This is a genomic window from Neptunomonas japonica JAMM 1380 (genome assembly GCF_016592555.1).
Taxonomy (GTDB): Bacteria; Pseudomonadota; Gammaproteobacteria; order Pseudomonadales; family Balneatricaceae; genus Neptunomonas; species Neptunomonas japonica_A.
Map to the genome: position 1 here is coordinate 1,708,550 of NZ_AP014546.1, position 26,356 is coordinate 1,734,905.

A 26,356-nucleotide genomic window follows, 5' to 3' on the forward strand; every position below is an offset into this window, starting at 1 on the left:
AGAAAATGAATAGAGCTGAGTCATTAACGCAAATCCTTACATTTGGTAAGGACCGGGAGCAGGCGTTTACAGTGTTAGCCAAATTTGGTTTTTTATTAACGGATGACAACGATGATTTGATCGAACTCTCAGACTCAATATTAGCGGGCGTATTACAAAAATTTATTTCTGGCGGTATCTCTGCAGATGATCTTGAGGAGTGGGCGAATTTTATTGAGTGTAGAGGCGATATCAATTGCGATAAAAATGAAGGTTATATTTATGCATTGGCAAACCCTGAGCTGATGGGTGACATTACCATAATAAATATTCGTAAAATGCTTTCTGTATTAACAGCTTAGGCCTAAATCGTTATTTAGAGCCGTGATGCTGCAAAGATCGGCTTTAACCGTCGTTAAATCTTAACAGCATTATGTTTATACCTTTAGTGAGAGAGTTTCTCCGACATTTTATAAATTTCAGGGCCAATAAAAAATGAAATAAACCCTGCCACAGGCCATGCAAGTGAGAAGGCATGTAACCATTGGGTGAAAAAGCTCTCAACCCATCCTAAGTTAATCCAGGTAACCCAACAGGTCATTAATAGCGATAATAAGAAGGACATTAACAGGGCAAATATGACTCTTTGCTTCATTTTACTCTCACGTTGGCAATATTTTACAAACAGTAAACGTATCCTAGATGTTTTCAACTATGGAATATATGCTGATATATCAAACTTTAAATTCCAAATATGAAATAATAAAGTATGTATGATGACATCGCTTCGCAGTTGGGCATTCCAACGGCCAGCTAAGGCGGATCTTATCTGAGTGGCAAGGCCCTAAAAGGGCCTGCTAAACTTCACAGTGCCTTTTGGGTGGCTATTCTTCTTCCAGCCCATCGATCAGTTTTTCTAACAACCTTTCTAGTGTTTCTTGCTCTTCTCTACTCAGGTTCGATAGCGAGTTTGCTTCGTTTTCAACATGCAGTGGGACGATCTGGTTCATTAACGTTAGTCCTTCTTCGGTTAATAATACCAGCGTACCGCGGCGATCTTCTGGATTGGGAGCGCGTGCAATCAATCCTGCTTTTTCAAGCCGATCTAATCGGTTAGTCATTCCACCAGATGAAATAAGTAAGGCTTCAAATAACTGTGTGGGCGCTAATTCATATGGGGCACCTGAGCGGCGTAAAGTGGCTAGCACATCAAACTCACCTAGCTGTAAACCGTGGCTTTTAAAGAACGGGTCTAAGTAATTTCGAGTGACTAAGCGGGTCGCTTTTCCAAGATTACCAATCACTTTCATTGGTAAAAGGTCGAGTTGGGGCATCTCACGCTGCCATTGAGACGTGACTAATTTGATTTTATTCATTGTTATAAATTTATCTCTACGTTAAGATACTTTTAATCAAGAAGCTTTTTATAAAGAAACTCTTTGCTAAGAAGCTTGTCGTTAATAGATATAGTAACACGCAATAGGAGTAGGGCGATGTCGGTTAGCAGAAAATCGGATAACCACCGTTCACCAAAACCCACTAACAGAACTGGCTTTTATGCTTTTTCGTGTTTGTTGCTGGTGGGTGTTTTTTTATCGTTATCATTAGTGGTGGGTAAGCTTGCTTCTACCGCAGGGGCACCGTTATTAACTTTTCTTATGGTGGCAATGCTGGGCGCGAGTATTATGCTTTGCTTCATATCCGTACTTAAACGCCACCCCATGGCATTAAACAAACGCATGCTTGAGTACGGGCTAGTGTCTGGAGTGTTGTTTGCGCTACCCAATGCGCTGGGATTTTTAGCAATACGTCATGTTGGCGCAGGGTTTATCTCATTAAGTTTTGCCTTTCCCATACTCATTACATGGTTGTTAGCGGTTGTGTTACGCATGGAGCGACTGCGAGCATTGCGTCTTGTGGGCGTTCTATTAGGGCTCAGCGGTGGCATAGTGCTTGCGGCTGCTAAGAGTGGCGGTACGGGCGATGCACAGGCATGGATTCTTTTAGTGTTATCGATGCCTATTGTCATTGCCTGCGGAAATATTTACCGAACACTGCGCTGGCCTACAGCGGCATCCCCTGTGTTTCTGGCAGCACTCATGATGCTGGGAGGTGCTATTACACTGCTCCCGTTTGTACTTTTTCTTGAAGCAGGCCAAGTAGAGGGGTTATTCATTTCAAGTCAAGCAATGGGTTTACTCGCCTTAGAGGTTGCCGTTTTCACGATTCTTTACCTGTTTTACTTCTTGCTTCAGCAACTTGCAGGGCCTGTGTACCTCAGCCAAATTGGAACGGTTGCAGCGCTCAGTGGCACGCTATTGGCCGTTTTCGTATTAGGTGAAGTTGCACCGCCGAATCTTGGTTTGGCCGGTGTTCTCGTCGCCATTGGCATTGTGCTATTCCAGCGTGGTGCGAAAGAACATACAACACCGTTACCTAACTCATCAGCTACACCTTTAACAAACGTGGAGAAACACGCATGAATACGCTTGATGCCATCTATAATCGTCGCGCCGTTAAGCACTTTGACGCGCAGCATCGCTTAACCGCAGAAGAAGAAAACACATTGCTAGAAGCCGCGATACAGGCGCCCACTAGCTATAACTGCCAACATTGGCGTTTTATCATATTGCGTGACCCGGCATTACGTGCACAGATATGTAAGCAGTACGCGAATGACCAAGCACAGATTACTGATGCATCTATGCTGGTGTTATTTACCGCTGATGTAAAAGCATGGAGCAAAACACCAGAGCGTTATTGGGCTAATGCGCCACAAGAGGTAGGAGAAATGCTAGTGAGCTGGATGGGGCCGTTTCATGAGGGCCGTGACTGGCTACAACGCGATGAAGCACACCGCTCAATTGGTATGGCAATGCAAACCATGATGCTAGCAGCACAAGAGCTGGGTTATCAGACTTGTCCGCTCATTGGTTACGACATTGATGAAGTGGCGAAGCTGGTTAATTTACCAGATGATCATGTTATGGGACCGATGATAGCTATTGGTAAAGGCATAAAAGATCCTTGGCCTAAAGCAGGGCAGCTTCCGCTAAGTGAAGTGGTATTTGAGAACTCCTTTTAAATAGTCGCTATTAAGCGTACTCCACTATTATTTATACCGTTATCTTCTGACGAAGCATTTTTAATTAGTGAAGTAAACAAAGGAACGCTGATCTCCCTGTTAGGTCGGCGGTCGTAACAAATCTATGCTTGGTGCAGCCTAGATGACTAGGCCCTGTTACTGCTTTTTTTACAGTAGCCATTTTTAATCGGCAACTAGCGGGTATAAACAGGGTATAGTGCAGACCATAAAATCCAACAAGATAAGCGATCCACATGCTCAACTACTATCTTCATGCTGAAAACGCCAAACAGGCGCTCGCGGCGTTAGCGAAAGGGCTTGCCAGCGTTGAGCTCTCAACTGATCTGAATCTTTCACAACAGCGTTTCTCTTTGAATGAGCAAGGCCTGATACTCGATGAAGATAATCAGCTATCTATCGATGAGCTCAAATATATCGCTAAGAAAAAACAGAAGATATTTCTGTGTTGTGATGGTGAGTTTGACCCTCTAGAAGACCGCAGTTCGGGCTACTACAAGCTGGTTCCTACGGCCGGGTCACCGCTGCTAGAAATTAGCGGCGTTAAAATGCATATCTCTAAGGGCACCGACCCTTTTAAAAGTGCCTCCGAGATGGCACAGCAAGCTGTTCACAGCGGTGACAAAGTGCTGGATTGCTGTAGTGGGCTAGGTTATGCCGCGATTGCGGCCCATCGATTAGGTGCAAGAGAAGTGATAAGTATTGAGCTTAGCCCTGAAGTCATGGGATTGAGGGCGCAGAACCCTTGGTCAAATGACTTAGGCAATGAAGGCATTACTCAGCTCAAGGGTAGTAGCTATGAGCTAATAGACACAATGCCAAGTAACTCCTTTGATGCGGTGATTCATGATCCACCACGTTTTTCCCTTGCTGGTGAGCTGTACAGTGAAGAATTTTATAGCCAAATCTTTCGGGTGTTGCGCCGTAATGGACGGCTTTTTCACTACACCGGTAACCCGCACTTATTACGGAAGGGCAGTGGCTTTGTTGATGGCGTTATCCGTAGGCTCAAGGCTGCTGGTTTTAAGAAAATAGAAAAAATCGACCACCTTATGGGTGTTAGTGCACAGAAGTGATTTAGTTTTAAATCATTTTTAAAGTAGAGCGCCGTTGTCACTTAGTAGCTCGTAGATCGACTTAGCCAGCTCTTGGTACAGTGGCGCAGAACCTGAGAATAAATGTTTTTGCGGTACGCCAAACAGCACTACTGGTATATCTCTGCTTTGGGCTTAATCATAGCGTTTAGTGTAGACGATACTTTTCGGGCTCCCAGGTTTCTTCTGAATCAAAACGTACAAACTGTTGGCTATTTTTACATTGAATATTAGCTGCACGCAGCTTGCTTGTTATTAGTGTTCGTAAAAAATCATCGTGATGAGCACTAAGGGCGCTGGATAATTCACTCTTTGTAGCAAAGACACAAACAACAATAAGAGAACCCGGCAAATTATCGTAATTGACAAAATGGGTTATCCATTGAAAGCCAGGGACTTCATCTAGCGCTACGTCACAAACGTTGGTCAGTGCTATCCTGATTGCGTTCTCAGTTTTCTTATCGGTTTTTTTCATTTACTTTAATGACTGCTCAATCTGTTGGAAAATGACGGGGTCGGTATGCATGCTAAATGCTTTAGATGATGTTTCTATAGTGATAGCAACGATCAATCCGGTAAACATAATACCAACGCCCGCAATCATAATAGACAACACTTTAGAGCGTCTCTTTAATGGCCTAATATCCCCATAACCCACTGTAAAGGCAGTAATAAACGCCCAGTAGAGCGAATCAAACTTCTTCCAAGATTCTAGATGCCCGACGATAAGCCCTAATAATAAAAATACACTGCATAGCATTAACAGCAGAGGAGAGGCTAAATAGATGCCCCAAAAAAACAGCTGAATAAAGGTAAGTGAAAATTCCATTATCGCTCCCTAATTACAATAACCATCCCGCGCGAAACGACACGCCCACTAAAACAAACAGGATCGAAAAGAGTGTAACAGGGATAATATGCCACGCCATATCGACAAGGCTCGCTTGTGATAATTTAGGGATAACACGAAAACGTGCATCAATCGCGAACAGAACGGTTAACGCTAATAAAGTGAGTTTTGCCACAATGCCATGCGCTAAAGGATTGCTGAAATCAAACCATAATGAAACATCGGGGATCAACTGGTAGGCCAACATCAAACCACTTATTACCTGAATAATAAGTGCCGGCATACCTATTTTTTCAAAGCCGGACTCAAAATTAAGTAACTCCTCAGGAGAACGGTTTTTGAGTACCCGAGGCAGAATCACCAGCGATAAAACAATGTGACCACCTGTCCAAATAGTGGCTGACAAGATGTGGATAGCCAATAGAAAACCGTACATGCTTTAGGTGCTTCCTTTATGTGTTTGAGAGACTACATTGTAGTAAGGCGCAGAACACTAACACAAATGTTATGAGCGTAAATGCGCATAAATCAATTTACGGCTTTAAATCGTTTTTTCATAATTATGTGATGTTTTTTTCAGAGCAAAACCAAGGGACTGATAAAAACTATGCGAGGCATCTCTTGTGGTGTTTGAATGCACAGCCAAACGTGTTAATCCTAAATCCGTTGCCCACACTTGTGCGGCTTGGACGAGTTTGTTGCCCACACCTGCACGGCGGTGTTGAGTACTAACAACTAGACCGGTTATCTCAGCTTTAAAGCCAGCTTCTAGTGAAATGCGTTTTTCGACAACAATCCAACCACACAACGCTTCACCCGATACCGCAATCAATACTGCATGGGTAGCCGAGTTTAAAATATAAGTTAGCCACTCTTGGGTTTTAGTTTCATTGGCTGCGTAACCCAACTCATGAGTGAGTGCAGTTATAGCTATTACATCATTGAGTGTTGCGCTAGTGATTGAAATATTCATACATCCCCTTGGGCTTAGCCCATACTGCGGACAACGGCTGTTACTCCGGTAATCACCATTTGTGTACCTATAACAGCCAAAATTAGGCCCATTAAGCGCGTTACAATACTGATACCACTTTTACCGATAAGCGCGATAATGTTCGAGCTAAAAATAAAGCAGATAAAAGTTATCAGGCACAAAATAGCAAATACAGACACGGTAATTATTATCCCGCTTGTTCCGCCTGAAGATGAGAAGTTCATAGCGGTAGCAATAGTGCCCGGGCCTGCAAGCAGAGGCACGGCTAAAGGTGATATAGCGATATCGGATTCGTCATTGCCTTCACTTGAGTGCATCTTAGAGGTATGTCCGTTGAGCATATGATATCCGACAAGGAACACCAAAATACCTCCTGTTATTCTTAATGCCGAAATAGTAATGCCAAATAGATGAAAGATCGCTTTGCCCAGCAAAGAGAAAGCAAGGATGACAAAAAAGGTAACAATAAGGGCTTTAGCCGCGATTTTTATCTGTTCTGCTTTGCTTTTATCGCCAACAAGGCCAGCGAAAGCTGCCGTATTGGCGATAGGGTTCATGATAGCAAAAAAGCCTAAAAAGACGGTGATCATTTGCGTGTATAAATCACTCATAAGGTGGTGCTTCCTAGCGTTTAAATGACATCGACCTGTGTACAGGTAACATTGTAATCGTGCAGTAATGGTTACATAAAGCGTAATACATGAGCTAAAATTCACAATTGTAAATGAAACACCTAGTATGGACTATGCGCTTGAATATTAGTGCTTTAGTCGTTCTTTAGACGTTGGTTAAATAAGTAGATGAGCATACAAACATCATGAGCGAAATTAGCTGTAGCCATTGTGGTAAAAACTTTTCTGATGAGCTGAACTATTGCCCACACTGCAGAACACCAACGGCCGCCCAAAAAGAGCGGCAAATTAACGCCGCACAAAAAAAGTTTATTCGCTATTTTATAGCCTTGGTGGTGTTCTGCATCATCATGATAGTGTGGCTACCGCGTTAGTATCTTGTAATTTACTTTACCTTGGGTTCTGGCAAAACTGGGGGCGTACTATCCATGTAGGTAAGAAAGCTTGACCAAATATCATGGGTGCGTTGCTTGGTGATGTTTGTTTTACAGCTTAAATACATTACTCCCCGAATAGAGCCTTCACGCCACATTGTGTAAATAGAATCGCAATGTGCTTGTGCGTACACCGCCCATGTTTTTTGAGCGCTCTCAATTGATTCAGTCAATTCAGGGTCATAGTGATGATGCTCTTTGCTCTTCAATAAATAAGTGTTCATCTCTTTTTCTGCGCTGTCTAATACAAGGCCTACACAATGGTTAATTTCAATGGTTGTCATGGCATTGTCGCAGTCAAAATCATCACTAAAAACGGCTGTAGAATATAACCAGATAAGTAAGAGCAAATACTTATTCATAGAGCCTTCCTTGGTACAAATAGCCTTAATTTACAAGAATGTAGCGTGACATGTTCGCGGGCAGCACACTGCGTTAGATTGACCAAAGATCAGGAAGAAAAAAATTCTTGGCGAGCACCAGTGCGCCTGCTGCTAAAATAGCTAACTTAATGCCGGTGCTTAGCTTACTAACCTCACCTTTAGTGTTGCAATAAACATCGCCTGTTAAGCCAACAATAAGAGATAGGGGGTAAAACACAACGAAGGTGGTTAAGAAGAACCATCTCCATCGATACCAAGGGATCTGGTCACCATCAATTGAATCTGATTTTGTATCCGTTGAATCTGTCATCGCTTTTCCTCTAGATAGCAACATATCTATTTATTAGGGCGTCACTCTAAAGGTTTTAGTGCGCTGTGCAAGTGTTGCGCCAGATGTTTTGGGTAGACTTGAGTTAACGATACCGAATCACATTTTTGAAAATGACTAAATTCTCTAATAGCGTTTATAAAGGCCGTAATGAGTGAATCCTCATCAAAGCCTGATTTATTAATAGAAGGTTTAAAAGTAGCTTGCTCAAAAAGGCGTTGTTCAAAATGTAGCGATTTGATTTCTAGAAGGCGGGTTTTACGATGCGCCTTACAATCCATCCGCCCAATAAACTCACCACGATAAAGTAGCGGCAGGCAAAAGTAGCCGTACTGGCGTTTAGCGGCGGGTACATAACATTCTATTTGGTAGTCATAATCAAATATTGCTCTGAGCCGGTCGCGTTGAATAACGCTGTTGTCGAAGGGTGAAAGAATCAACAGGCGGTTGTTTAAACGCGTTAGTGGGCGCTCTAGTGCACCGGCCTCTATTATAAACACTTCGCCACTGTTTACTTGTACTTGCTCTAACGTACCTTGCGCTAACCTTTCATTGACTAACGCTTTTACTGCTTTGCGAAGCTCGGTGTTACGGCGCAGGTAAGTGAGCCCTTTGAGGGAAGCAAACCCATGGCAGCGTAATTGTTGATCAAGCATATGCGCTGCAAACTCTTCTATGCTGGGCATGCGTGAATCTATGTTAGATGGCAGGACTCGCTCGGTCAGGTCGTAGGTTTTTTGGAAACCCTCGCGGTTGCTAACCATCAGGTCGCCTTGCATATACAGCTGCTCAAGCGCCTTTTTTGCAGGTTTCCAATCCCACCAGCCAACAGGTTTTGTGGTGTTGGTTTCTAAATCGCGTGAGCGTAATGGGCCATCTGAACTTATGCGTGCCAACAGCTCACCCATCAGCTTTTTATCAGGGTTTTTATACCAATGGGTTTTGCCGCTTTTAATGGTGTGCTTATAAGGTAAAGAGAAACGAAAATCGGTGATAGGCAAAAGAGCCGCTGCATGCGACCAATACTCAAACACATCTTTATCGAGCAGCAATTGGTTGGTCATGGCTGGCTCAAATTTGGGCACCCTAGAATAAAGCACATGATGGTGCGCACGTTCTACCACCGATATGGTATCAAGCTGCACATACCCTAAGTGACTGACCGCTTCACGTGCCCCCGCCAAGCCATGCCCAAAGGGTTGTGCTTGCAATAAACCTTGCGAGGAGAGGGCAAGGCGGCGCAAGCGAGTTAGGTCTTTAGGGTGTTTGATTTCAATCACTGTTTGGTATCTCAGGCTTTCTTCACAAACTTTGCGGTTACCATCATTGCGCCTGCACCATCCACTTTGCAGTCTAATTGGTGATCTTTACCTTCGACTATTCGTTTTATCAGCGCTTTAGTACCAATCTTAAGCACCTGAGAACTGCTTTTTACTTTAAGATCCTTAATGAGTGTGACCTTATCGCCTTCAGCCAGCAGTGTGCCGTTGGCATCCTTGATGCTCAAGGTATCATCTTCACTAGAGGCTTGTGAGAGGTTCCACTCATGTGCACATTCTGGGCAAACCAGATTGTTTTGGTCTTGATAAACAAACTCAGAGTTGCATTGTGGGCAGGGAGGAAAGGACATACGTTTTGGTTCTCTAAATGGATGTGGCGTGTATTGTGATGAGTCTATATTGCCTTAGCGAGTAGATTTAATCGAATCTGTTAAATGCAGTTGGCTGGTCTGTAAGCATGACAATAACATATGCGTGTTATGCCGCTTTTTCTAAGTCAATTAGTTCATCAGAAAAATCTTTTTGAAGCATATTTATTACCTGAATAACTTCAGGTTTAGTACGAAAGTATTCAATTTTTTTGAAAGACATTTCGTTTCTTTCTAATAGATCCGCTATGATTTGAAATTGATGAATCATTTTGCTGTACTTAAAACCTAACTCATGTTGATTCCTAGCTTCTTGAAACATAGGCTCTATTAAAGCATCTCTATCAAGGCGGATCCTATCCGTTGTCTCTTTCATTCTAATAACATCTATGATTTCAGCTGTTAACATACCATTTGCATTAGAAATATAGGATAAGGCTAATTGATAAGTGCTCCAAAAAATATCGCTACCACTCAATAGTTGCAGGCGATGATTTGCTACTTGGTGAAATTGGGGGGGCTTTATTTCCATGAAGCCTTTATTTAATTCGTCAAGGTTAAAATTATCCCCTTGATCTCTATATGCTTTTATAATGTTTAATGCTCGACAAAAATTATGGCTTGTTATACTTAGCCCACTTTCAAGTTCAGATAAAAGCAAGTCGATTGAACCATTAAGGTATCTATCTTTGACTAGTTCATATTCTTTTTGTTTGAAAAAGAAATAAATACCAACTTTTGCAGCCCCTGCCGTTACACAAAAAGTGACTATTCCTTTTATGATAATTTCACATATATCCATTTGACACTCCACTATTTGATAGCTGCATAACGCCTCGTTATACGCTGTTACATATCACTACGTATTTGGTCAGCGGTTAATATTCTACTGGATAGCCTATCTATCGTAGATGGATCGAAATGCGCCTTTGCATTTCTTAAATGATGAATTAAATCGTTAATATCATTGTCAGATTCCACAATAAGGTACTTAATATCGTTTGGTTTAAACTGTAGGCGCACATCGTGAGCAATGTTATTGTACTTTTCTTTTTTAGTTGGAGTGTCAATATTTGATTTTGCTACAAAAGGAGGTATACCTGCTTTGGTAATCAAAGGAACATAACGCCACTCTCTTTCGTCAGCAAAGCGGAAGTTTTCTATAGTTTCTTCATTACAAGTAAGTGTGCCTTCATAGTTTTAATGTATCGATAAGCATCAAGTATTTTTATATTATTGTCTGAAATACCTTCAAATTCGTAATTATCTGTTAACGCACCTATTTTCTTAAATACACTATTCAGTGAGTTATTGAAATTATCAGTAAAAGGGCAATGCTTACTAACGTACATTACAGGGTTTAACCCATTTCTATTTGCCCAATTTTTAGTTAAACCAATACCAAAATTTCCATACTTTCCCATATGTACCTTCAACTCAGAGAGTTTTAAATCGCAAAAAGAGACCATTGGTACACCAAACTCTCTTATCGTATCTATCCCCTCTACTTTTTCACGAGCATATGAAACACGAAAGGTACTGTTCAAAATGTCAAAAAGAGTGTCTTTGTCTTTACTGAAGTGAAATAGAATGTCTGGATACAAACTTGCCTGATTACTCATAAAACTCCGAATGGTTAAACCAAACTAAGGCGCATAACAGTCTGTTTATCAGGAACCCTTATAACTCCACCGCTAGATTTTCGTGTTTTGTAACTGCTTGAATTTTACTAATAAATAATAGAAGCATGGCGTTGTCTCAGAAAATCAAACAGGAAGGGTGTAGCAGAAGTAGAGTGGCCTTGTACTAGAAAAATGTTGCTGTGCGAGTACACAGCTCTTAAGAGGTGATTATTCAATGTTGTACTCCCCATTCCTTAGGTTTGTCTGCCCAACTGCTTGTTAGGTGCGATGCGTGTCGTATTGCGTGACTATATAGTCGCTTAAACATAACTATATACCCGTATATGGGCAAGGTTTATCTATTGCGCTAGGGCAAGTGCTTGTCGATTCGGCATAAAAAAGCAGTCACATCATCACTTATGGCTGCTTTTTGTTGAGTGAAATTGTTAGAGGTGAATGAGGTTGTTTTACCCTTGAACCGCCGTAACCACTTCGTTAATCACTTCTCCTATGAGCTGGCAGTCGTCCTCACTGAAGGTGAGGGGAATGCGCATATCTAACAGCTTAGAGAGTATCTTTTCGGTTTTGGGTAGCTGTGGCAGCTCTTCGATATAGCGCCAGCTGTCGTAGCGGCTGGTGTAGTCTTTAGGGTCGGCATCGCCAAACCATTTAAGTACTACGCCTTGGTGCCCGCATTGCTCTACTACTTTGAGTATCTGCTCGGTGCTGAACTGCGGTAATGAGAACTGAATCGAGCTGGCAACAAAGTGCTCTGCTGCTGGGCGCGCCGGGATGTTAATCGCTGCACATTGGTTAAAGGCCTGTTCCAAGATACGGTAACGGGCATTCCAGCGGTTGCATTGCTTTTCTAGGTCAGCCAGTTGTGGGCGCAGTATGGCCGCACGTAGGTTGTCCATTCGCCCGCTATAGTTGGGCGTATCAAAGCGGATGTCGGCAAAGGTCTCTTTAGCCGGTGCTGCAAAGTGGCGTTCATACAACATGTATGAGCCGCTATGCATAATGGCGCGGGCCATCATATCTGGGTGATGCGTGGTTAAAAAGCCACCTTCGCCAGAGTTTATGTGTTTGTACGTCTGGGTGCTAAAGCAGGCGATATCACCATAGGTGCCGCTCTTTACGCCGTTCCAGCTTGCGCCCATGGTATGTGCGCAATCTTCAATCAGGAATAGGCCGTAGCGCTCGCATATCTCCATAATGCGATCCATATCAGCCAAGTGGCCGCGCATATGAGAGAGCATAAAGTACTTGGCACCACTGGCAGCGGCTTTGGCATCTAGGTCGTCTAGGTCGATGCAGTAATCTTCTGCTACATCTACCAGCACGGGAATAGCGCCACTGTTGTGAATTGCGCCAGGTACCGGTGCTAGTGTAAACGCATTACACAGTACTTTTTCGCCAGGCTCTACACCGGCAGCTCGCATGGCAATATGCAGTGCATAGCCACCCGAGGAGCATGCCAAGGCAAAGGGCACGCCCATATATTCTGCAAACTCGATCTCTAACAGGTCGGTTTCGCTTTTTTCATCTGGCAGTGTGTTGTAGCGATGTAAGCGCCCGGTGCGCATGACCGCTACGGCGGCATCAATACCGCTTTCTGGGATTGATTCTTGCTGCGTAAACGATTTAGTAAATTGCTTCATTCCTGCACTCCATAATAGTAGCCCTTAATCCCAAGGCTTAGTCGTAACGCTTCTGGTCGTATACGTGGAAGTCCCATTCATTTTCTGGGAAGTACTTACGTAAGCGCCAGTCACAAGCACGCGCGTGGCCTTCCATTCCTTCAACACGGGAGATACGAGAGCCGACAGCACTAAAGTCCAGATTCGCTGCTTCACTGATCTCTTGGTAAGTCAGAATCTTAAGGAATTTATGGACGTTCAAACCGCCGCTATAACGGGCCACTCTTTTGGTCGGTAGTATGTGGTTAGTGCCCGAGCATTTATCACCGTGCGTCACGGTTGCGCCTTCACCTAAAAACAGAGAGCCGTAGTTTTTAAGGTTATCGCGCCACCAGTCGGTGTCTGTTGTGAGTATCTGAAGATGCTCAGATGCGTATTCGTCACTGACTTTTGCGCACTCTTCACGTGTTTCGCAGTAGATAATCTCGCCATGCAGATCCCACGCCGATTGCACCACGTCATGGTTTGGCATATCGGCCGCTACTTTTGGCATGAGCTCAGCCACTTTCTCACCGATACGGCGGCTCGTTGTAAATAGCCATACCGGGGAGTCGTAACCGTGTTCAGCCTGTGAGACTAGATCTACTGCAATGGTCATCGGGTCGGCACTGTCATCTGCGATGATGGCTGACTCAGTTGGGCCTGCAAATACATCAATACCCACTTCGCCAAACAATAGGCGTTTTGCTTCGGCTACATAGCCGTTACCCGGGCCTACGAGAATGTCTGCACTTACACCGGTGAACAGGCCTTTTGCCATGGTTGCAATGGCGTGTACGCCACCCATCTCAAGAATGATATCGGCACCGGCTAAATCCATGGCGTACACAATGGCAGGGTGCATGTTGCCATCTTTAGGGGGAGAGCAGGCAATAATGGTTTCTACACCAGCGACTTTAGCGGTCGCAATACTCATCAGTGCCGACGCGGCATGTGAGTAGCGGCCACCTGGTACGTAGCAGCCCGCACAGTTAACAGGGATAACTTTCTGGCCAAGCTTAACACCCGGTGCTGATTCAATTTCAAACTCGGTTAAGCTGGCGCGTTGTGCTTGTGCAAATGTTTTAACCTGCTGGTAAGCAAATTGAATATCCTTTCGAGTTTGCTCAGGCACTTGTGCAATGAGAGCGGCACGCTTTTCGTCAGAAAGAATAAAGTCTCCCTGCCAGTTATCAAACTGTGCGGCGTATTCGCGTACTGCCGTTTCGCCTTCAGAATCGATACGTGCCAGCATCGTTTTAACAGTGGCATGAATGCGCTCATCGTTCTCAGCAACCGGAGCATTGGACTTTTTCAGATATTCCATTGGTGCACCTATATGTGTTTTGTACGTTACGTACGTTTTTTATTGTTGTGGCTCGTATGGGTCGCTAGGTTGTTATAACTGGACCTAGCGCATACGCTACCGTGATGGTTAGATAGTAGGAGTAGTAGGCTTGGGCTGACCAATGCTATTTTTAAAGTGGGCGGTTACTTTTCGGTATAGGTTGGTTTTCTGTAAGGTTAGTTACGCACTATTTATAATAATTACAAGGGCTTATTGATGGAACTTAAGTGGTTAAAAGACTACGTTGCCTTGCTAGAACAAGGTAGCTTTTCAAAGGCAGCTGAGTCTCGTTTTGTGACACAGCCCGCTTTTAGCCGGCGTATTCGCTCGCTTGAAAACTGGCTCGGTGTCAGCTTGGTCGACCGTAATCAATACCCCACAACGTTCACACCCGCAGGTGAAGCGTTTGCAGAACAAGCGCGGCAGCTCATTGGCCAAACCTATGCGGTGCGTAATCAAATGCGCGATATTAGCGCGGCACGCGAGCAGTTATTGATAATGTCCCAGCATGCCTTGGCGGTATCTTTTTTCCCTTCTTGGATGCAAACCCTAGAAGCCTTGGCCGATGGTGCGTTAATTAAAGTAGAAACAGGTAACCTGCACGATAACGTTGAGGCTTTTTTATCAGGCAATGGCGACTTTTTATTGTGTTACTCCTCTACCGATATCTTCTGCCAGTTACAGCGCGATGATGTAGAGAGCCTACAAGTGGGTGTTGATGAACTCGTACCCGTGACGGCGGTTGATGCAACAGGAAAGGCGCTTTTTGCTTTAGAAGAGGGTAAGCCTCTCAAGCTATTAAGCCATCCTGCGGAGTCCTTCTTTGGGCGTTTGTTACAGCGCGAATGCCTGTCGCGTTTGCCTGCGGATTTAAGTATTAATTTGGCGTGTGAAAATGGTTTGTCAGAAGCACTTAAAGCATTGGTTTTAAAAGGTTATGGCATGGCTTGGCTGCCAAGAAGCTTGATCAGCAGTGAGCTTGCCTCTGGCCAATTACAGCGGCTAGAAGAGCCGCTGCATACGGTTGATCTGAGCATTAAACTCTTTAGACTTCGCCAATCCCGTAGCGCAGCAGCAGAGCAGTTTTGGCAGTATTTACAGGAGCTATATAAGCAAACTAGCGGTGGCGATTAGCTCTACTGAGCACAGCGGGTTTTAGTCGCCATGCCGAAAAGTAATCGCATTAAAGTAAATCAGCATTGGTCGGGGCGTTAACGCCAAATCTATACTGATTAGCATTAATGGCGAGTGTGGATTTGAAAAAGCACCTCGCGATGCTACCGGAGATCTACAAATGCAAGAAAGCCTCGAACTACTATCCCGCGCGATCAATGAGTGGATGCCTAAGAACAGACCGGTATCTCAGAACCCTAGCGCGCCAGAGCTTGAAAAGATTCTGGATGTTTCTTTAGGCGAACAAGGGTGTGATCAGCAATCTTTAGAAGACGCGATCAAAGCGTATTTACATTACAACCCTGATGCATCACAGGTCGATTTCTTTAAGCTGCTCTATTCAGGGCGCAACAAGCATGCCTTGCTTGGTGATTGGATTACCAGCCTAAGCAACGCCACTATGCATACCTACCAAGTAGGGCCTGTCGCTACCTTGATGGAGCTAGAGTTGATTCGCCAGTGGAATAAGCTGGTGGGCTTTAATGATGGCAAGAATGAGGGCGAGGGTGTCATGGTTGCCGGTGGCAGCCAAGCTAATTTAATAGGAATGATGCTAGCGCGTCACCATGTGTGCCCCGACTACAAAACAAAGGGTGCGGGCGGGCGTACATTGGTCGCTTATGTTTCGGACCAAGCGCATTACTCCGGGCAAAAAGCCGCTAACGTGCTTGGCATAGGTACGGATAACTTAATTGCGGTTGCCAGTGATGACAACGGGCGTATCTGCCCTGTGGCGTTACAACAAGAGATTGATAAAAGCGTGGCGCAGGGCCATATCCCTTTCTATATTGGCATAACTGCCGGTACTACGGTCATTGGTGCTTATGATCCGGTAGCCGCGTGTAGCAAGATTGCGCGTGCGCACAACATTTGGTTGCACATTGATGGTGCGTGGGGCGGGCCTATTCTGTTCTCAGAGCAGTATCGTCACCTGTTGGCCGATAGCCATCTGGCAGACTCCTTCACGTGGGATGCCCACAAGCTGATGAATGTGCCGATAACGGCTGCGGTTATTTTGGTCAAACATGAAGGCGCATTAAGAGCCTGTTGTTCTGGTGGTGGCGGTGAATACCTGTTCCATGCTGATGAAAACGCCGCTTATAACTTAGGTGAGCGTTCTATCCAATGTGGCCGCCGTGCTGATGCATTAAAAGTGTGGCTAAGCTGGAAAGCCATCGGTAACCAAGGCTTTGCTGCTAAGATTGATCATCTGCAATCTATTAAAGCGGAATGCGTTGAGATGGTTGAGCAGAGTGAGTCCTTAGAAATGCTGGCGCCTTCTGTATACCTTAATGTGTTGTTCCGCTATCGCCCTGAGCATATGACGGATGAGCAGGAGATCCGCAAACTGAACATCGAGATCTGTAAAACTATGATGCGCAACGGCGGTCCGTATGTCGATTATGCGCAGTACAAAGGACGCTACGGTATCCGCTTAATATTGGCCAATGGTGAGGTCACTCGAGAGCATATATCTGTGTTGTTAGATCAGTGCGAGTTGGTTGGCCGAGAGTTGGCTGGGCAATAAGCTAGAGGGATAACAATATGCAGATGGTAGATGCAGAGCTTAGTAATGCTCGCATGTGTCCGTTGCTTTGTGGTCCGCTAGCTTGTCGTCTGATTCGCGCAGGCGTCTTGCCATCTCTCTGGATAGGTTGAGTAGCAATATTCCAAAGTCAGTAGGGAGTGTCTCATGTAGCCCATAGAATACGCTACATGAGACCTGCAAGATGATGCAGTTTTCACTAGCAACGCTATCACCTACGCGATTGTGAAGACCGATCATCGCGACTGAACCGATCTCTTGGCCAAACTGATAATCACGGATATGTTTGGCTTTGTTTTCTCGAATTTTAAAAAATTGGATGCAGCCTTTTAAAATCACAAAGAAACTATTGCCAGGCTCATTGTACGAAAATAGGGTTTCACCCTTATTGAGTTCGAACACATGGCCATTATCTAATAGATAGTGGATGGCATCAGGACTGAGTGCCCCTAATGTGGAGGCTCCTCTGAAATACTCTATCCCATACTGTTCTAGTAATTCGCTACCGATTACACTTTTCACTTTATTATCCAAGTCAGCTTTAATACTGAACATTGCGTGTGGTAAATACACTCGCCAAAAGTCCTTTTTATAGGCGCTGTTTTGTAGGTTACTTCCTATCTACTTTGTCATAGTTACAGTGCTTTAAGTTCAAGACATTTCTTGTATGAGCTCTGAGAGTATCTTTATGCCAGACTCAATTGCTTCCGGTGAAATAGCAGAAAAGCCAAGTTTAATGTAATTATGGGGTAAATTATCACCGTAGTGATAGCTGTCTCCAGAGATAATAAGTAAGCCTTTTTCTGCGGCTATGCCTTTTAGCTCGGCGGTGTCTATGTGCATAGGAACGCGGCACCAAAAAGAGGATCCGCCAGAGGGGAGCGTATAACTGCCAGGCATGTACTGGTCTAAAGCGGCGGCCATAATTTCACTGCGCTGCTGAAAACTGCGGGCAAGTTTGCGCAAAAGTGCATCGTGATAGCCCTGCGCTAGAAACAAAGCAACGGCTCGCTGGTTGTTAAGGGGTGGGTGGCGCACCATCAGCTGGCGAAGGTTTCTGGCCTCTTGTATGAGTGCTTTGGGGCCCACCATAAAACCCATTCTTAAACCGGGCGCTAAGGTTTTGGAGAGGCTGCCTATATAAAGTACGCGGTCGTGCTTATCGAGGCTTTTTAGGGCTGGTATAGGGTTGGAGTCGTAATTCATCTCCATTTCGTAATCATCTTCAAAGATGATGAAGTCGTCGTTACGTGCTTTATCCAGTAACGCTTGGCGTCTTTCTAATGGCATCGTTACTGTTGTCGGGCATTGGTAGCTGGGCGTGATATAGATCGCATCGCAATCTGTTAAACGCTCATCAAGTACCAAGCCATCTTGGTCGACAGGGAGGCTTATCACATTAGCACCAAACACATCGGCGATATGTGCTGCACTCACATAGCCTGGGTCTTCGATGCCAAAATTTGATGTTTTGTCTAGTAGTAACTGTGCTAGCAGGTAAAGCGCTTGCTGTGAGCCCACGGTGATGAGAATTTCATCCGCATTAGCCTGGATACCACGGCTAGGCAAAATGCGTTTTTGTATCTGCTCTATCAACATTGGGTCATCACTGTCGTAGCGGTCTGAGGTCCAATCTCGGATCGCCTGAACACTGACGGCATCACGCCAGCATTTTCGCCAGTTATCGATAGGAAAGAGTTTTGAGTCGAGTTGTCCATACACAAATGGATAGGGGTAGGATTGCCATGAATACGCCAAGCTTGGGTTGGATTGGCTACCTGCTGTTACTTTTAGTTTTAGTGTCCAATCAACCGTGTCTTTGTTTTCTTGCGGTGCTTTTGCCAAATTCTTTTTAAGGTGATCGGGTAAGAAGTGATGGTCGACAAAATAGCCGCTACGTTCTACTGATGTCAGGTAGCCGTCTGCAGCGAGTTCATCATAGACCAGCACAATGGTATTGCGGGCGACATTGAGGGTTTTGGCTAAGCTGCGGCTCGAAGGTAATGGCTTATCGATCGGAAGGAAGCCTCCCAGAATAGCATTGACTAGCTGCTGGCGAATCTGGCTTTGTAAGGTCGCTGCGTTCTCGTCTCTTTTTAAGTGGAACAGCGTAGACATAATGTGGGTCGCCTTCTTATTGTTATCGTTTTAGAGCGCATACTTTAGTGGTTGCTAGCTTTCTAGAACCGCTCTTCTCTCATTCTTTATTTAAGTAATACCTTTATTTTCTATAAATGTCACTTGAGAAAACTCATTATTATTACCATTTTTAATAATATTGAGACTTTAGATATCAAAATATTTAATTTTTGTTGATTTATGTTTTCATAAAAACGATACTTTTGGAATCGAATGTTGCTGTAAATGTTGCTTTGTTCGTTTGTGACTGTGTTTGGCAAGGATAGAAACTTTCGTTTTGAGTTTGTTATGTCGTTGTTGAACGAGCAAATAAAAATAAAAAGAGATGGTGTCAGTTATGTCTTTAGAGAATGCCTACGACTATATCGTGATTGGTGCGGGTTCTGCCGGGTGTGTGATGGCAAACCGTTTATCTGAAAATCCAAATCACCGCGTACTAATTTTGGAAGCAGGTAACAAGGATCGTAACCCTTGGATACATGTCCCCATCGGCTATTTTAAGATTATGCATAACCCCAAGACCGATTGGTGTTACGTGACTGAACCAGATCCAGGTATTAATAATCGCCAGCTACAATGGCCTCGTGGAAAGGTATTAGGTGGGTCGAGTTCATTGAACGGGTTGCTATACGTACGCGGCCAAAAAGAAGATTACGATGACTGGGCGGCTCTGGGTAACAGGGGCTGGTCTTATGATGAAATATTGCCCTACTTCAAAAAGTCAGAAAATCAGGAACGTGGCGCTAGTAAATACCATGGAGAGGGCGGCCCTCTCGCCGTTTCTAATATCCGTATACACCGTGAGATTTGTGACAAATTTATTGATGCAGCCGAGCAAGTAGGTATTCCTCGTAACGATGATAGCAATGGTGAAACACAAGAAGGTGTGGGTTACTTCCAGCTGACCATTAATCAAAATGGTACTCGTTGTAGTACTGCGGTGGGCTTTTTGCGCCCTGCTTTAAAGCGACCCAACCTTGATGCTGCCACTAATGCCTTAGTACACCGTATAGAGTTTGAGGGTAATCGTGCTGTGGGTGTCACTGTTTCTATTAAAGGTGAAAAGCAAACCATTCGCTGTCATAAGGAAGTGGTATTGTCGGCAGGTGCTATTAACTCTCCACAAATCCTGATGCTGTCAGGTATTGGTGAGAAAGAAGAGCTCGCTAAACATAATATCCCTTTAGTTCAACATCTTCCTGGCGTAGGCAAAAACCTACAAGATCACCTGCAGATTCGAACGATCTATAAGGTTAATAAACCAATTACTTTAAACGATGAAGTTAACAATCCCATTCGCAAAATGTTGATGGGCATGGAATACGCTTTGTTCCGTACTGGCCCCTTGACCATGGCGGCCAGCCAAGTTTGTATCTTCACTAAAACAGATGAACAGATGGAGCGCCCTGATATTCAATATCATTTGCAGCCGCTCAGCGCTGATAAGCCGGCTGATGGTACGCATCGGTTCTCTGCATTTACCGCCTCTGTATGTCAGTTGCGCCCAACCAGTACTGGGACTATTGCGCTTAAGAGTGCAAACCCTGAAGAATACCCAGCGATTCATCCAAACTATTTAGCAACAGAAGAAGATCAAAAAACAGCCATTGAAGCCATTAAGACTACGCGCCGTATTATTTATGCGCCCGCTTTAGCACCGTTGATTAAAGAAGAGCATGAGCCAGGGTTGCAGTACCAAACAGATGAAGAGCTACTTGAATATGCTCGCAATCGCGCCACAACTATTTATCACCCAACAGGTACATGCAAAATGGGCAGTGATGAAATGGCTGTTGTTAATGACCGTTTACAGGTTTATGGCGTTGACGGTTTGCGCGTGGTGGATGCATCGATTATGCCCATTATCGTATCGGGAAATACCAATGCACCGACAATCATGATTGCAGAAAAAGCATCTGACATGATGAAAGAAGATGAGCAGAAGTAGAGTAACGGGCGAGGGTGGAGCCATAAAAATTATGGCTGCTCACTTTCACTTGGCTCTATTTGAAAGTCTGCCATATCGTCTTCCATCAAGGCTGATAGTTCAGCGGCGGCTTTATGCATATCAGGGACGCTCTCAAGAGCTTGTTCAATTGATAGCCTGGCTGTTGGGGCATGCATGGCAAGCGCTGCGTACATTCGGCCTTCTTTATCACGGATGGGAACAGACACAGCAATCATGCCTTGGAAGAACTCTTCGTTATCAAGGCCGACACCTTGTTTACTGATTTTACTGAGTTCGGGCTTAAGCGCTGCAGCGCTGGTAAGCGTGTTGGGTGTGTAGCTATTGAGTGGGATCTTGGCGAGCAGCCGGGAGCGTTGAATGCTGCTGAGCTCACTTAAGAAGAGTTTTCCACTGGCAGTACAGTGCAGAGGTACGCGGTCGTTAATTTGCAACTGTACGCGTAAAGGCCAATGCGTTTCAACACGGTCGAAGTACACCATTTCTCCGCCATTCGGGATAGAGATGTTACAGGTTTCACCGAGAGTATCAGATAAACGCTGAAGGATGATGTGGCGTTGAGTGCGTAAAAAGTCATTGTTACTGAGTATGGCAATTGCAAGTTTGTTGAGCTTAAGACCCGGTAATAGCCCGCGTCCATCTAAGCGAGGCTGTAGAAAACCCTCCTCTTCCAGTTGGCTACATAGCCTGTGAATGCTGGGCTTAGGCAGTTTAAGCGTTCGATTGATTTCAGTCGGTGTCATTGGCTGCGTTGCATTAGCAACGATCTCGAGAATTTGTAGGGCACGTAGTATTGATGAGCCTTTTTCCTTAGAAGGGGAGCCTGGCATCGGTATTGTCCTGTTTGATTATGAGTAATTTAAAATGATAATACGATTGTAAAAGTCTCATTAATAGTTGTTTTTGTTGTAAATATATTTTGTTTATTAGTTTCCTATTTAAGATTAAGTAAAAAACATGAATTATTTATTACATTTTATATTAAAAACGAGACTTAATTTATCGAAAAAGTTTGTAATAAGTATTTTTATGTGTTTTATTGAACAGACGATCAGTTATTGACTTGTGTCAAACGGATCATCAAATCCCTAACTGTATAAAAATAAATAAGGGTGTTTAAAAATGGCTAAAATAATTACCTCCTCAAAACCGGAACAAGGAAGCGTCTCACGTCGCGACTTTTTTCGTGTTGCTGCCACCTATGGCATGAGTTCAACTATGCTTGCAGCGACTGCATTGGGGAGTTTTACGCTTCCGCAGTTAGCTCAGGCTGCTGAAGGCAATGCAAAACGCCGTTACAAAAAAGAAGCTAAGCATGTACTGAAATTTGGTGCATCAGGCTTCAACGAAAACAATCTGTTGATTGAACGGGCAGGTTGCATCGATTTCTTAAATGACATCGAAGAGCGTACTGATGGCGAAATTCGTGTCGAATTTATTGGTGATAACCAAATCTGTGGGCAGCTGAACTGTGTGAAGAAAACCCAGCAGGGTATTGTTGACATGTTTACCGCCTCGACGCAGAACTCCGCAGGCGGCGCACCGTACTTAAACGTACTTGATTATGCGTATATGTTTCCTACGCGCGCTTCTCAATATCATTTTTTGTATCACCCTGACAGCCAAAAGCTATTACGTGATCCTCTACGTAAAAAGCATGGCTTGCAGTTCTTGTTCTCGCATTGCGAATTACGTGGTTTGCAGATGGGGTTGGGCTGGAAAGATAAGCCTCTAATTACTTCTATTGAGCAGCTACGCGGCACGAAAAACCGTGTGACAGGTACACAATTAGGACGTATTGCAATGCAGTTACTGGAGTTAAACCCAGTGCCTATTGCGTGGTCTGAAACGCTTGACGGCCTGAAACAAGGCTTGATTGATGGTGCTGAAACATGGGCGGGTGCGGTAGGTTACGCCAATATGTCTCCTGTTGTTTCACAATCTGTTGATCTGCGCTTCTTCTGTGGTACTGAAGCAACAATGATGAGTGCGAGCATGTTTGATAGCTTTAGCGGCGATTTGCAAGATGCCGTTATGGAATCTTCATACTTAACACAGGTAAAAATTCAGGCGGCTCAAGAAGCGGCATTGGTTAACACTGTGGGCGCTTCAACACCTTCTTTACCTGGGACTTTATTTCATAAACATGGTGTTCGTATGGCAAGCTTGTCCGACGAAGAACGTGCTAAAGCAGAGCGTATTTGTGCACCGGAGTTCAACCCTGAACCATGGACACAATGGCGTGAGCGTTTGGATAAATGGTCTGGTGGTCAAGACACTTATGGTTCTATCCATAAGATTGCTCGTGAAATCCCACGCGATATGTTGGCAGAAAATGTTGCACCTCGCCGCTGGTGGAAAGGTTAAGTTTGCACTTAACAAGCCCGTTCAGACTGTGTGTTGATCGGGCTTTTTCTACTCAAAAAACTCGTTAGCTTTTATTAAGCAGGCTAATAAGAGAACCCGACACATTAAATAATAAGAATGGAGCGTTGCTGTGAACGCTGGTGTAGATACTTCAAATACAATTTTGGTTGATGATATTCAGCCAAGAATAGACTGGGCAGCGTTCGTCCGCTCGGTTAGAGGGCTAACAAGATGACTATTGGATCTGTGTTTGGTGCGATTGAACGCAATATAGAGAAGAGCGTTATTCTGGTTTCGTATGCCTCGATGGCGGGCATTATTTTTGTCGAAGTTATTCGTCGTTTTTTCTTCAATGAGCAAGCTCCTTGGAGTACGACTATCCCAATTTACATGTTTTTATGGCTTGCTTGGATGGGTGCTTCTTACAACACTATGCGTCGTTCTCACTTGCGTTTTACGGAGGTGAGGGAGCGCCTTCCGTATAAAGGACAATTCTATTGCTTGTTACTGGACGCTTTATGTTGGTTCGTTATGGGTGTTGTTGTTATCTATTACTCTGTTGAGCAGGTTTATATTGCCTATGACAACTTTGCCATCGTACAAGGCACCGATAATGTGATGCAGTGGTGGTTCTATATGGCTACGCCACTGGCCTGGGTCTTGTTACTTTTTCGTGTCATACAGAATCTACGACAAGATATTCGTTCCTTTATTGCTGGGCGTCCTTTGACTACCCAAGCCAAAATGTTTGATTGAGGAGAGTTGAGATGGATGGAATATTAATTACCCTGATCAGCCTCGGCGTAACGGGACTTTTTATACTGGGAATACCTATTTTTCTAGTGATTTCTTTATGGGTTATCGGTGTTAGCTTAGTCATTGATTTTACATTGGCTAATGTGGGAGTGACGCTTTATGAAGGGCTTAATTTCTACGGTTTGTTGGCGTTACCGCTGTTTATCCTGACAGGTGATTTGATCAATGCTGCGGGTATTGCTAAGCGGCTATCGGATTTTGCTTATTCTTGCTTAAGCTGGCTTCATGGCGGTTTAGGGATGGCTTCTTTGGGCGCGTGTGGTCTGTTTGCTGCAATATCTGGGTCTAACTCAGCCACAACAGCCACCATTGGTGGCATCATGCATCCTGAAATGACAAAAGGTAACTATGATTCTAAATTTGCCGCTGCAACGGTGGCTGCGGGTGGTACGGTAGGGATTATCATCCCACCCAGTATCATCTTTATTGTATATGGCTTTATGATGAATCTGCCGATTGGTGACCTATTTATGGCGGGTCTTATTCCCGGCATTTTGATGGTGGTTGCCATGCAGCTCGTTTGCTATTTCATTGCCCGTAAAAATGGCTACGGAGTTCTTAAGGCGTTTCGCTTTAAGCATGCGGTTAAAATGGGTATGCGTGCTTGGTTAGGTTTTCTGGCCATTGGTATCGTACTGTGGGGTATCTATTCAGGGGCATTTTCGCCTACTGAAGCGGCGGGTATGACAACAGGGTTCTGTTTACTGGCAGGCGTGTTGGTGACGCGAGAACTTAAGTTCTCTCAGCTCCCTACTATTTTGATGCGTTCTGGGCAAATCACAGGAATGTTAGCTCCACTTATTGCGGTATCTGTTGTTATGCAGCAGGTATTGTCATTACTGGGTGCTAAAGAGTTTCTAACAGAACTGCTTGGACTGCTAGGCGGTTACTATCCAATATTGTTTGCTTGTCTACTTATTGTATTGCTTGCAGGTACTGTTTTAGAAAGCTTACCGAATACAATAATACTGGCACCCATTTTAGCGCCAATAGCCATGAGTATTGGTGTAGATCCAATTCACTTCGCTGTGCTATTCCTGATTGGTGATGCTATTGGATTTATTACTCCGCCATACGGTTTGAATCTCTATGTCGCCAGCAGTATGACCGGCATACCTTATCTTCAGATAGTGAAAGCGGTACTGCCTTACTTATACGCCTTGATGGCAACATGGGCTCTGGTTGCATTCATTCCGCAGTTAAGTTTATTCATGCTTTCTTTCTAAAGCGATTGGGTGCCGAAGATATTCGGTACCCGTTTCTTAGGTGCATAGCGTAATAATTAAAGTTTGAGATAGTTATTTTATTGATTAAAGACAGGTGAGAATATGCTGCCAGAAATTAACAATATTTTGTATGCATCTGATATGGGAAAGGCCTCTCGGCCAGCGTTCTTCAGAGCAGTAAGTGAGGCGCTTCAACATGATGCACAGATCACATACTTGCATGTGATGGAGCCAATGAATCAGTCAACAGAAACGATGATTGAGAGTTATCTTTCTGAGGATGTTTTGGCGTCATTGCGTGACAAAGGGGTTGAATCACTTAAAGAAAAAATGACAAAGCGAATTGAGGATGTCGTTCGTGAGGGACTCGTAGGTATTACGCTCCCGCAAGGTGAGCTACTACATAAAATTGAGCCAGGTAAGCCTTCTAAAGTTATCTTAAAAGTGGCAAAAGAAATCAACGCTGACCTTATTGTGATGGGTACACGAACGCATTCTTCCATAGGGAAGTTGCTCATGGGGTCTACTGCACAAAAAGTGTTACAGGACTCTACTATTCCTGTGTTGGTCGTGCCTCTTAAATAGAGGTTGCTATTTTCACATCAAAACCGGCTATAAGAGCCGGTTTTTTTTATGCAGCCACATGCTCTAAGCTTTGGACTTATTACGGCATAAAGCACGAGTAAATTTTATTGATAGGGAAAAGGTAAGGTTCACTATTGTATTGAATAGTTTGTAGCTAGCGTCTTGGCGCATACCATCGGCAATTAGGTGTACTGGTGAGTTCTGCATATGCAATCTCCTCATAAATAAACGTTAAAAAAAGTGTGTTACCGCTTCTGCGGTTGTTGTTACCACTGTTTCTTGTTTTTATTTGGTGGAGATTTGGGGCGGATATTAATGTTAAAGAAGATATGTGTCAAATAACTCATATGTATCAATTTAGGGTTATAATTGTTACTTTCAGCGCTATGAAAAAATTAAGTATCTGTCGACAAGAATACTTCTAATGTCAGATGAGTTTGTGAG

At 44.1% G+C, this 26,356-nt stretch carries 30 protein-coding genes; 11 read left to right on the forward strand and 19 right to left on the reverse strand.

What is annotated here, in order from left to right; genetic code table 11:
- Positions 1 to 5 precede the first annotated feature (5 nt).
- Positions 6 to 341, forward strand: coding sequence for a hypothetical protein (locus NEJAP_RS07970; protein ID WP_201350106.1), 336 nt, complete (start codon positions 6 to 8; stop codon positions 339 to 341).
- A gap of 83 nt (positions 342 to 424) precedes the next feature.
- Here NEJAP_RS07970 and NEJAP_RS07975 read toward each other — a convergent pair whose 3' ends face one another.
- A complete protein-coding gene (locus tag NEJAP_RS07975; RefSeq protein ID WP_201350107.1) occupies positions 425 to 634 on the reverse strand; it encodes a DUF2798 domain-containing protein in 210 nt (69 codons plus the stop codon).
- A gap of 229 nt (positions 635 to 863) precedes the next feature.
- Positions 864 to 1,355, reverse strand: a complete 492-nt coding sequence (locus tag NEJAP_RS07980) for a MarR family winged helix-turn-helix transcriptional regulator (RefSeq protein WP_201350108.1) — start codon at positions 1,353 to 1,355, stop codon at positions 864 to 866.
- A gap of 117 nt (positions 1,356 to 1,472) precedes the next feature.
- On the opposite strand from NEJAP_RS07980, the gene NEJAP_RS07985 reads away from it, so the two are divergent.
- The 3 genes from NEJAP_RS07985 (at position 1,473) to NEJAP_RS07995 (ending at position 4,158) form a co-directional block, all read left to right on the forward strand.
- On the forward strand, positions 1,473 to 2,462 hold the full coding sequence (locus NEJAP_RS07985; protein WP_201350109.1) for a DMT family transporter: 990 nt from the start codon (positions 1,473 to 1,475) through the stop codon (positions 2,460 to 2,462).
- Positions 2,459 to 3,064, forward strand: a complete 606-nt coding sequence (locus NEJAP_RS07990) for a nitroreductase family protein (protein WP_201350110.1) — start codon at positions 2,459 to 2,461, stop codon at positions 3,062 to 3,064. The genes NEJAP_RS07985 and NEJAP_RS07990 overlap by 4 nt, the downstream gene beginning before the upstream one ends.
- Positions 3,065 to 3,318: 254 nt before the next feature.
- Positions 3,319 to 4,158, forward strand: coding sequence for a class I SAM-dependent methyltransferase (locus tag NEJAP_RS07995; RefSeq protein ID WP_201350111.1), 840 nt, complete (start codon positions 3,319 to 3,321; stop codon positions 4,156 to 4,158).
- Positions 4,159 to 4,324: 166 nt separating this feature from the next.
- On the opposite strand, the gene NEJAP_RS08000 is transcribed toward NEJAP_RS07995, so the two are convergent.
- From NEJAP_RS08000 to hisD, 14 genes are all read right to left on the reverse strand, one after another.
- Positions 4,325 to 4,651: a Fis family transcriptional regulator gene (locus tag NEJAP_RS08000; protein ID WP_201350112.1), complete on the reverse strand. Its 327-nt coding sequence runs from the start codon at positions 4,649 to 4,651 to the stop codon at positions 4,325 to 4,327.
- Entirely contained in the window at positions 4,652 to 5,005 is a 354-nt protein-coding gene (locus NEJAP_RS08005; protein WP_201350113.1) for a potassium channel family protein, read from the reverse strand. It abuts the gene before it with no gap.
- Positions 5,006 to 5,018: 13 nt separating this feature from the next.
- A complete protein-coding gene (locus NEJAP_RS08010) occupies positions 5,019 to 5,462 on the reverse strand; it encodes a CopD family protein (RefSeq protein ID WP_201350114.1) in 444 nt (147 codons plus the stop codon).
- A gap of 105 nt (positions 5,463 to 5,567) precedes the next feature.
- A complete protein-coding gene (locus NEJAP_RS08015; RefSeq protein WP_201350115.1) occupies positions 5,568 to 5,999 on the reverse strand; it encodes a GNAT family N-acetyltransferase in 432 nt (143 codons plus the stop codon).
- A 14-nt stretch (positions 6,000 to 6,013) separates the two neighbouring features.
- The gene (locus tag NEJAP_RS08020; RefSeq protein ID WP_201350116.1) at positions 6,014 to 6,631 is read right to left on the reverse strand and encodes a MarC family protein; all 618 of its coding nucleotides are present in this window, start codon (positions 6,629 to 6,631) and stop codon (positions 6,014 to 6,016) included.
- A 406-nt stretch (positions 6,632 to 7,037) separates the two neighbouring features.
- Positions 7,038 to 7,448 (reverse strand): lysozyme inhibitor LprI family protein, encoded by a 411-nt coding sequence (locus NEJAP_RS08025; RefSeq protein WP_201350117.1) that lies wholly within the window; start codon positions 7,446 to 7,448, stop codon positions 7,038 to 7,040.
- A gap of 73 nt (positions 7,449 to 7,521) precedes the next feature.
- Entirely contained in the window at positions 7,522 to 7,779 is a 258-nt protein-coding gene (locus NEJAP_RS08030) for a hypothetical protein (RefSeq protein WP_201350118.1), read from the reverse strand.
- 41 nt (positions 7,780 to 7,820) lie between these two features.
- Positions 7,821 to 9,077, reverse strand: a complete 1,257-nt coding sequence (locus tag NEJAP_RS08035) for a winged helix-turn-helix domain-containing protein (RefSeq protein WP_201350119.1) — start codon at positions 9,075 to 9,077, stop codon at positions 7,821 to 7,823.
- Positions 9,078 to 9,088: 11 nt separating this feature from the next.
- Complete coding sequence (locus tag NEJAP_RS08040) at positions 9,089 to 9,427, reverse strand: zinc ribbon domain-containing protein YjdM (RefSeq protein WP_201350120.1); 339 nt, start codon at positions 9,425 to 9,427, stop codon at positions 9,089 to 9,091.
- A 127-nt stretch (positions 9,428 to 9,554) separates the two neighbouring features.
- Positions 9,555 to 10,247, reverse strand: coding sequence for a hypothetical protein (locus NEJAP_RS08045; protein WP_201350121.1), 693 nt, complete (start codon positions 10,245 to 10,247; stop codon positions 9,555 to 9,557).
- A gap of 47 nt (positions 10,248 to 10,294) precedes the next feature.
- On the reverse strand, positions 10,295 to 10,609 hold the full coding sequence (locus NEJAP_RS19440; RefSeq protein ID WP_201350526.1) for an abortive infection system antitoxin AbiGi family protein: 315 nt from the start codon (positions 10,607 to 10,609) through the stop codon (positions 10,295 to 10,297).
- Positions 10,606 to 11,067, reverse strand: a complete 462-nt coding sequence (locus tag NEJAP_RS19445) for an abortive infection system antitoxin AbiGi family protein (RefSeq protein ID WP_201350122.1) — start codon at positions 11,065 to 11,067, stop codon at positions 10,606 to 10,608. The genes NEJAP_RS19440 and NEJAP_RS19445 overlap by 4 nt, the downstream gene beginning before the upstream one ends.
- Before the next feature lie 467 nt (positions 11,068 to 11,534).
- Positions 11,535 to 12,728, reverse strand: a complete 1,194-nt coding sequence (locus NEJAP_RS08060) for a DegT/DnrJ/EryC1/StrS family aminotransferase (protein WP_201350123.1) — start codon at positions 12,726 to 12,728, stop codon at positions 11,535 to 11,537.
- Between the two features lie 37 nt (positions 12,729 to 12,765).
- Positions 12,766 to 14,073, reverse strand: coding sequence for a histidinol dehydrogenase (gene hisD / locus NEJAP_RS08065; protein WP_201350124.1), 1,308 nt, complete (start codon positions 14,071 to 14,073; stop codon positions 12,766 to 12,768).
- Between the two features lie 237 nt (positions 14,074 to 14,310).
- Between hisD and NEJAP_RS08070 the strand changes: the two genes are divergently transcribed.
- Together NEJAP_RS08070 and NEJAP_RS08075 are read left to right on the forward strand one after the other, a co-directional pair.
- Complete coding sequence (locus tag NEJAP_RS08070) at positions 14,311 to 15,228, forward strand: LysR substrate-binding domain-containing protein (protein WP_201350125.1); 918 nt, start codon at positions 14,311 to 14,313, stop codon at positions 15,226 to 15,228.
- A gap of 160 nt (positions 15,229 to 15,388) precedes the next feature.
- Positions 15,389 to 16,795: a pyridoxal phosphate-dependent decarboxylase family protein gene (locus tag NEJAP_RS08075; RefSeq protein ID WP_201350126.1), complete on the forward strand. Its 1,407-nt coding sequence runs from the start codon at positions 15,389 to 15,391 to the stop codon at positions 16,793 to 16,795.
- A 39-nt stretch (positions 16,796 to 16,834) separates the two neighbouring features.
- Here the strand turns inward: NEJAP_RS08075 and NEJAP_RS08080 are convergent, their stop codons facing one another.
- Together NEJAP_RS08080 and NEJAP_RS08085 are read right to left on the reverse strand one after the other, a co-directional pair.
- Positions 16,835 to 17,335 carry a Crp/Fnr family transcriptional regulator gene (locus NEJAP_RS08080; protein ID WP_201350127.1) on the reverse strand — a complete coding sequence of 167 codons (501 nt, stop codon included), beginning with the start codon at positions 17,333 to 17,335 and terminating at the stop codon, positions 16,835 to 16,837.
- Between the two features lie 129 nt (positions 17,336 to 17,464).
- A complete protein-coding gene (locus tag NEJAP_RS08085; RefSeq protein WP_201350128.1) occupies positions 17,465 to 18,931 on the reverse strand; it encodes a PLP-dependent aminotransferase family protein in 1,467 nt (488 codons plus the stop codon).
- A 358-nt stretch (positions 18,932 to 19,289) separates the two neighbouring features.
- Between NEJAP_RS08085 and NEJAP_RS08090 the strand changes: the two genes are divergently transcribed.
- A complete protein-coding gene (locus tag NEJAP_RS08090; RefSeq protein WP_201350129.1) occupies positions 19,290 to 20,900 on the forward strand; it encodes a GMC family oxidoreductase in 1,611 nt (536 codons plus the stop codon).
- A 29-nt stretch (positions 20,901 to 20,929) separates the two neighbouring features.
- Here the strand turns inward: NEJAP_RS08090 and NEJAP_RS08095 are convergent, their stop codons facing one another.
- Positions 20,930 to 21,748: an IclR family transcriptional regulator gene (locus tag NEJAP_RS08095; RefSeq protein WP_201350130.1), complete on the reverse strand. Its 819-nt coding sequence runs from the start codon at positions 21,746 to 21,748 to the stop codon at positions 20,930 to 20,932.
- Positions 21,749 to 22,040: 292 nt separating this feature from the next.
- Between NEJAP_RS08095 and NEJAP_RS08100 the strand changes: the two genes are divergently transcribed.
- The 4 genes from NEJAP_RS08100 (at position 22,041) to NEJAP_RS08115 (ending at position 25,912) form a co-directional block, all read left to right on the forward strand.
- The gene (locus NEJAP_RS08100) at positions 22,041 to 23,285 is read left to right on the forward strand and encodes a TRAP transporter substrate-binding protein (protein WP_201350131.1); all 1,245 of its coding nucleotides are present in this window, start codon (positions 22,041 to 22,043) and stop codon (positions 23,283 to 23,285) included.
- A gap of 231 nt (positions 23,286 to 23,516) precedes the next feature.
- Positions 23,517 to 24,041: a TRAP transporter small permease gene (locus NEJAP_RS08105; RefSeq protein ID WP_201350132.1), complete on the forward strand. Its 525-nt coding sequence runs from the start codon at positions 23,517 to 23,519 to the stop codon at positions 24,039 to 24,041.
- A gap of 11 nt (positions 24,042 to 24,052) precedes the next feature.
- Entirely contained in the window at positions 24,053 to 25,327 is a 1,275-nt protein-coding gene (locus tag NEJAP_RS08110; protein WP_201350133.1) for a TRAP transporter large permease, read from the forward strand.
- A 102-nt stretch (positions 25,328 to 25,429) separates the two neighbouring features.
- Positions 25,430 to 25,912, forward strand: a complete 483-nt coding sequence (locus NEJAP_RS08115) for a universal stress protein (protein WP_201350134.1) — start codon at positions 25,430 to 25,432, stop codon at positions 25,910 to 25,912.
- Positions 25,913 to 26,356: the final 444 nt, after the last annotated feature.

Coding starts and splice junctions, on each gene's coding strand:
- NEJAP_RS07970 (WP_201350106.1), top strand. CDS start 6: ATGAATAGAGCTGAGTCATTAACGCAAATCCTTACATTTGGTAAGGAC.
- NEJAP_RS07975 (WP_201350107.1), bottom strand. CDS start 634: ATGAAGCAAAGAGTCATATTTGCCCTGTTAATGTCCTTCTTATTATCG.
- NEJAP_RS07980 (WP_201350108.1), bottom strand. CDS start 1,355: ATGAATAAAATCAAATTAGTCACGTCTCAATGGCAGCGTGAGATGCCC.
- NEJAP_RS07985 (WP_201350109.1), top strand. CDS start 1,473: ATGTCGGTTAGCAGAAAATCGGATAACCACCGTTCACCAAAACCCACT.
- NEJAP_RS07990 (WP_201350110.1), top strand. CDS start 2,459: ATGAATACGCTTGATGCCATCTATAATCGTCGCGCCGTTAAGCACTTT.
- NEJAP_RS07995 (WP_201350111.1), top strand. CDS start 3,319: ATGCTCAACTACTATCTTCATGCTGAAAACGCCAAACAGGCGCTCGCG.
- NEJAP_RS08000 (WP_201350112.1), bottom strand. CDS start 4,651: ATGAAAAAAACCGATAAGAAAACTGAGAACGCAATCAGGATAGCACTG.
- NEJAP_RS08005 (WP_201350113.1), bottom strand. CDS start 5,005: ATGGAATTTTCACTTACCTTTATTCAGCTGTTTTTTTGGGGCATCTAT.
- NEJAP_RS08010 (WP_201350114.1), bottom strand. CDS start 5,462: ATGTACGGTTTTCTATTGGCTATCCACATCTTGTCAGCCACTATTTGG.
- NEJAP_RS08015 (WP_201350115.1), bottom strand. CDS start 5,999: ATGAATATTTCAATCACTAGCGCAACACTCAATGATGTAATAGCTATA.
- NEJAP_RS08020 (WP_201350116.1), bottom strand. CDS start 6,631: ATGAGTGATTTATACACGCAAATGATCACCGTCTTTTTAGGCTTTTTT.
- NEJAP_RS08025 (WP_201350117.1), bottom strand. CDS start 7,448: ATGAATAAGTATTTGCTCTTACTTATCTGGTTATATTCTACAGCCGTT.
- NEJAP_RS08030 (WP_201350118.1), bottom strand. CDS start 7,779: ATGACAGATTCAACGGATACAAAATCAGATTCAATTGATGGTGACCAG.
- NEJAP_RS08040 (WP_201350120.1), bottom strand. CDS start 9,427: ATGTCCTTTCCTCCCTGCCCACAATGCAACTCTGAGTTTGTTTATCAA.
- NEJAP_RS08045 (WP_201350121.1), bottom strand. CDS start 10,247: ATGGATATATGTGAAATTATCATAAAAGGAATAGTCACTTTTTGTGTA.
- NEJAP_RS19445 (WP_201350122.1), bottom strand. CDS start 11,067: ATGAGTAATCAGGCAAGTTTGTATCCAGACATTCTATTTCACTTCAGT.
- NEJAP_RS08060 (WP_201350123.1), bottom strand. CDS start 12,728: ATGAAGCAATTTACTAAATCGTTTACGCAGCAAGAATCAATCCCAGAA.
- hisD (WP_201350124.1), bottom strand. CDS start 14,073: ATGGAATATCTGAAAAAGTCCAATGCTCCGGTTGCTGAGAACGATGAG.
- NEJAP_RS08070 (WP_201350125.1), top strand. CDS start 14,311: ATGGAACTTAAGTGGTTAAAAGACTACGTTGCCTTGCTAGAACAAGGT.
- NEJAP_RS08075 (WP_201350126.1), top strand. CDS start 15,389: ATGCAAGAAAGCCTCGAACTACTATCCCGCGCGATCAATGAGTGGATG.
- NEJAP_RS08085 (WP_201350128.1), bottom strand. CDS start 18,931: ATGTCTACGCTGTTCCACTTAAAAAGAGACGAGAACGCAGCGACCTTA.
- NEJAP_RS08090 (WP_201350129.1), top strand. CDS start 19,290: ATGTCTTTAGAGAATGCCTACGACTATATCGTGATTGGTGCGGGTTCT.
- NEJAP_RS08095 (WP_201350130.1), bottom strand. CDS start 21,748: ATGCCAGGCTCCCCTTCTAAGGAAAAAGGCTCATCAATACTACGTGCC.
- NEJAP_RS08100 (WP_201350131.1), top strand. CDS start 22,041: ATGGCTAAAATAATTACCTCCTCAAAACCGGAACAAGGAAGCGTCTCA.
- NEJAP_RS08105 (WP_201350132.1), top strand. CDS start 23,517: ATGACTATTGGATCTGTGTTTGGTGCGATTGAACGCAATATAGAGAAG.
- NEJAP_RS08110 (WP_201350133.1), top strand. CDS start 24,053: ATGGATGGAATATTAATTACCCTGATCAGCCTCGGCGTAACGGGACTT.
- NEJAP_RS08115 (WP_201350134.1), top strand. CDS start 25,430: ATGCTGCCAGAAATTAACAATATTTTGTATGCATCTGATATGGGAAAG.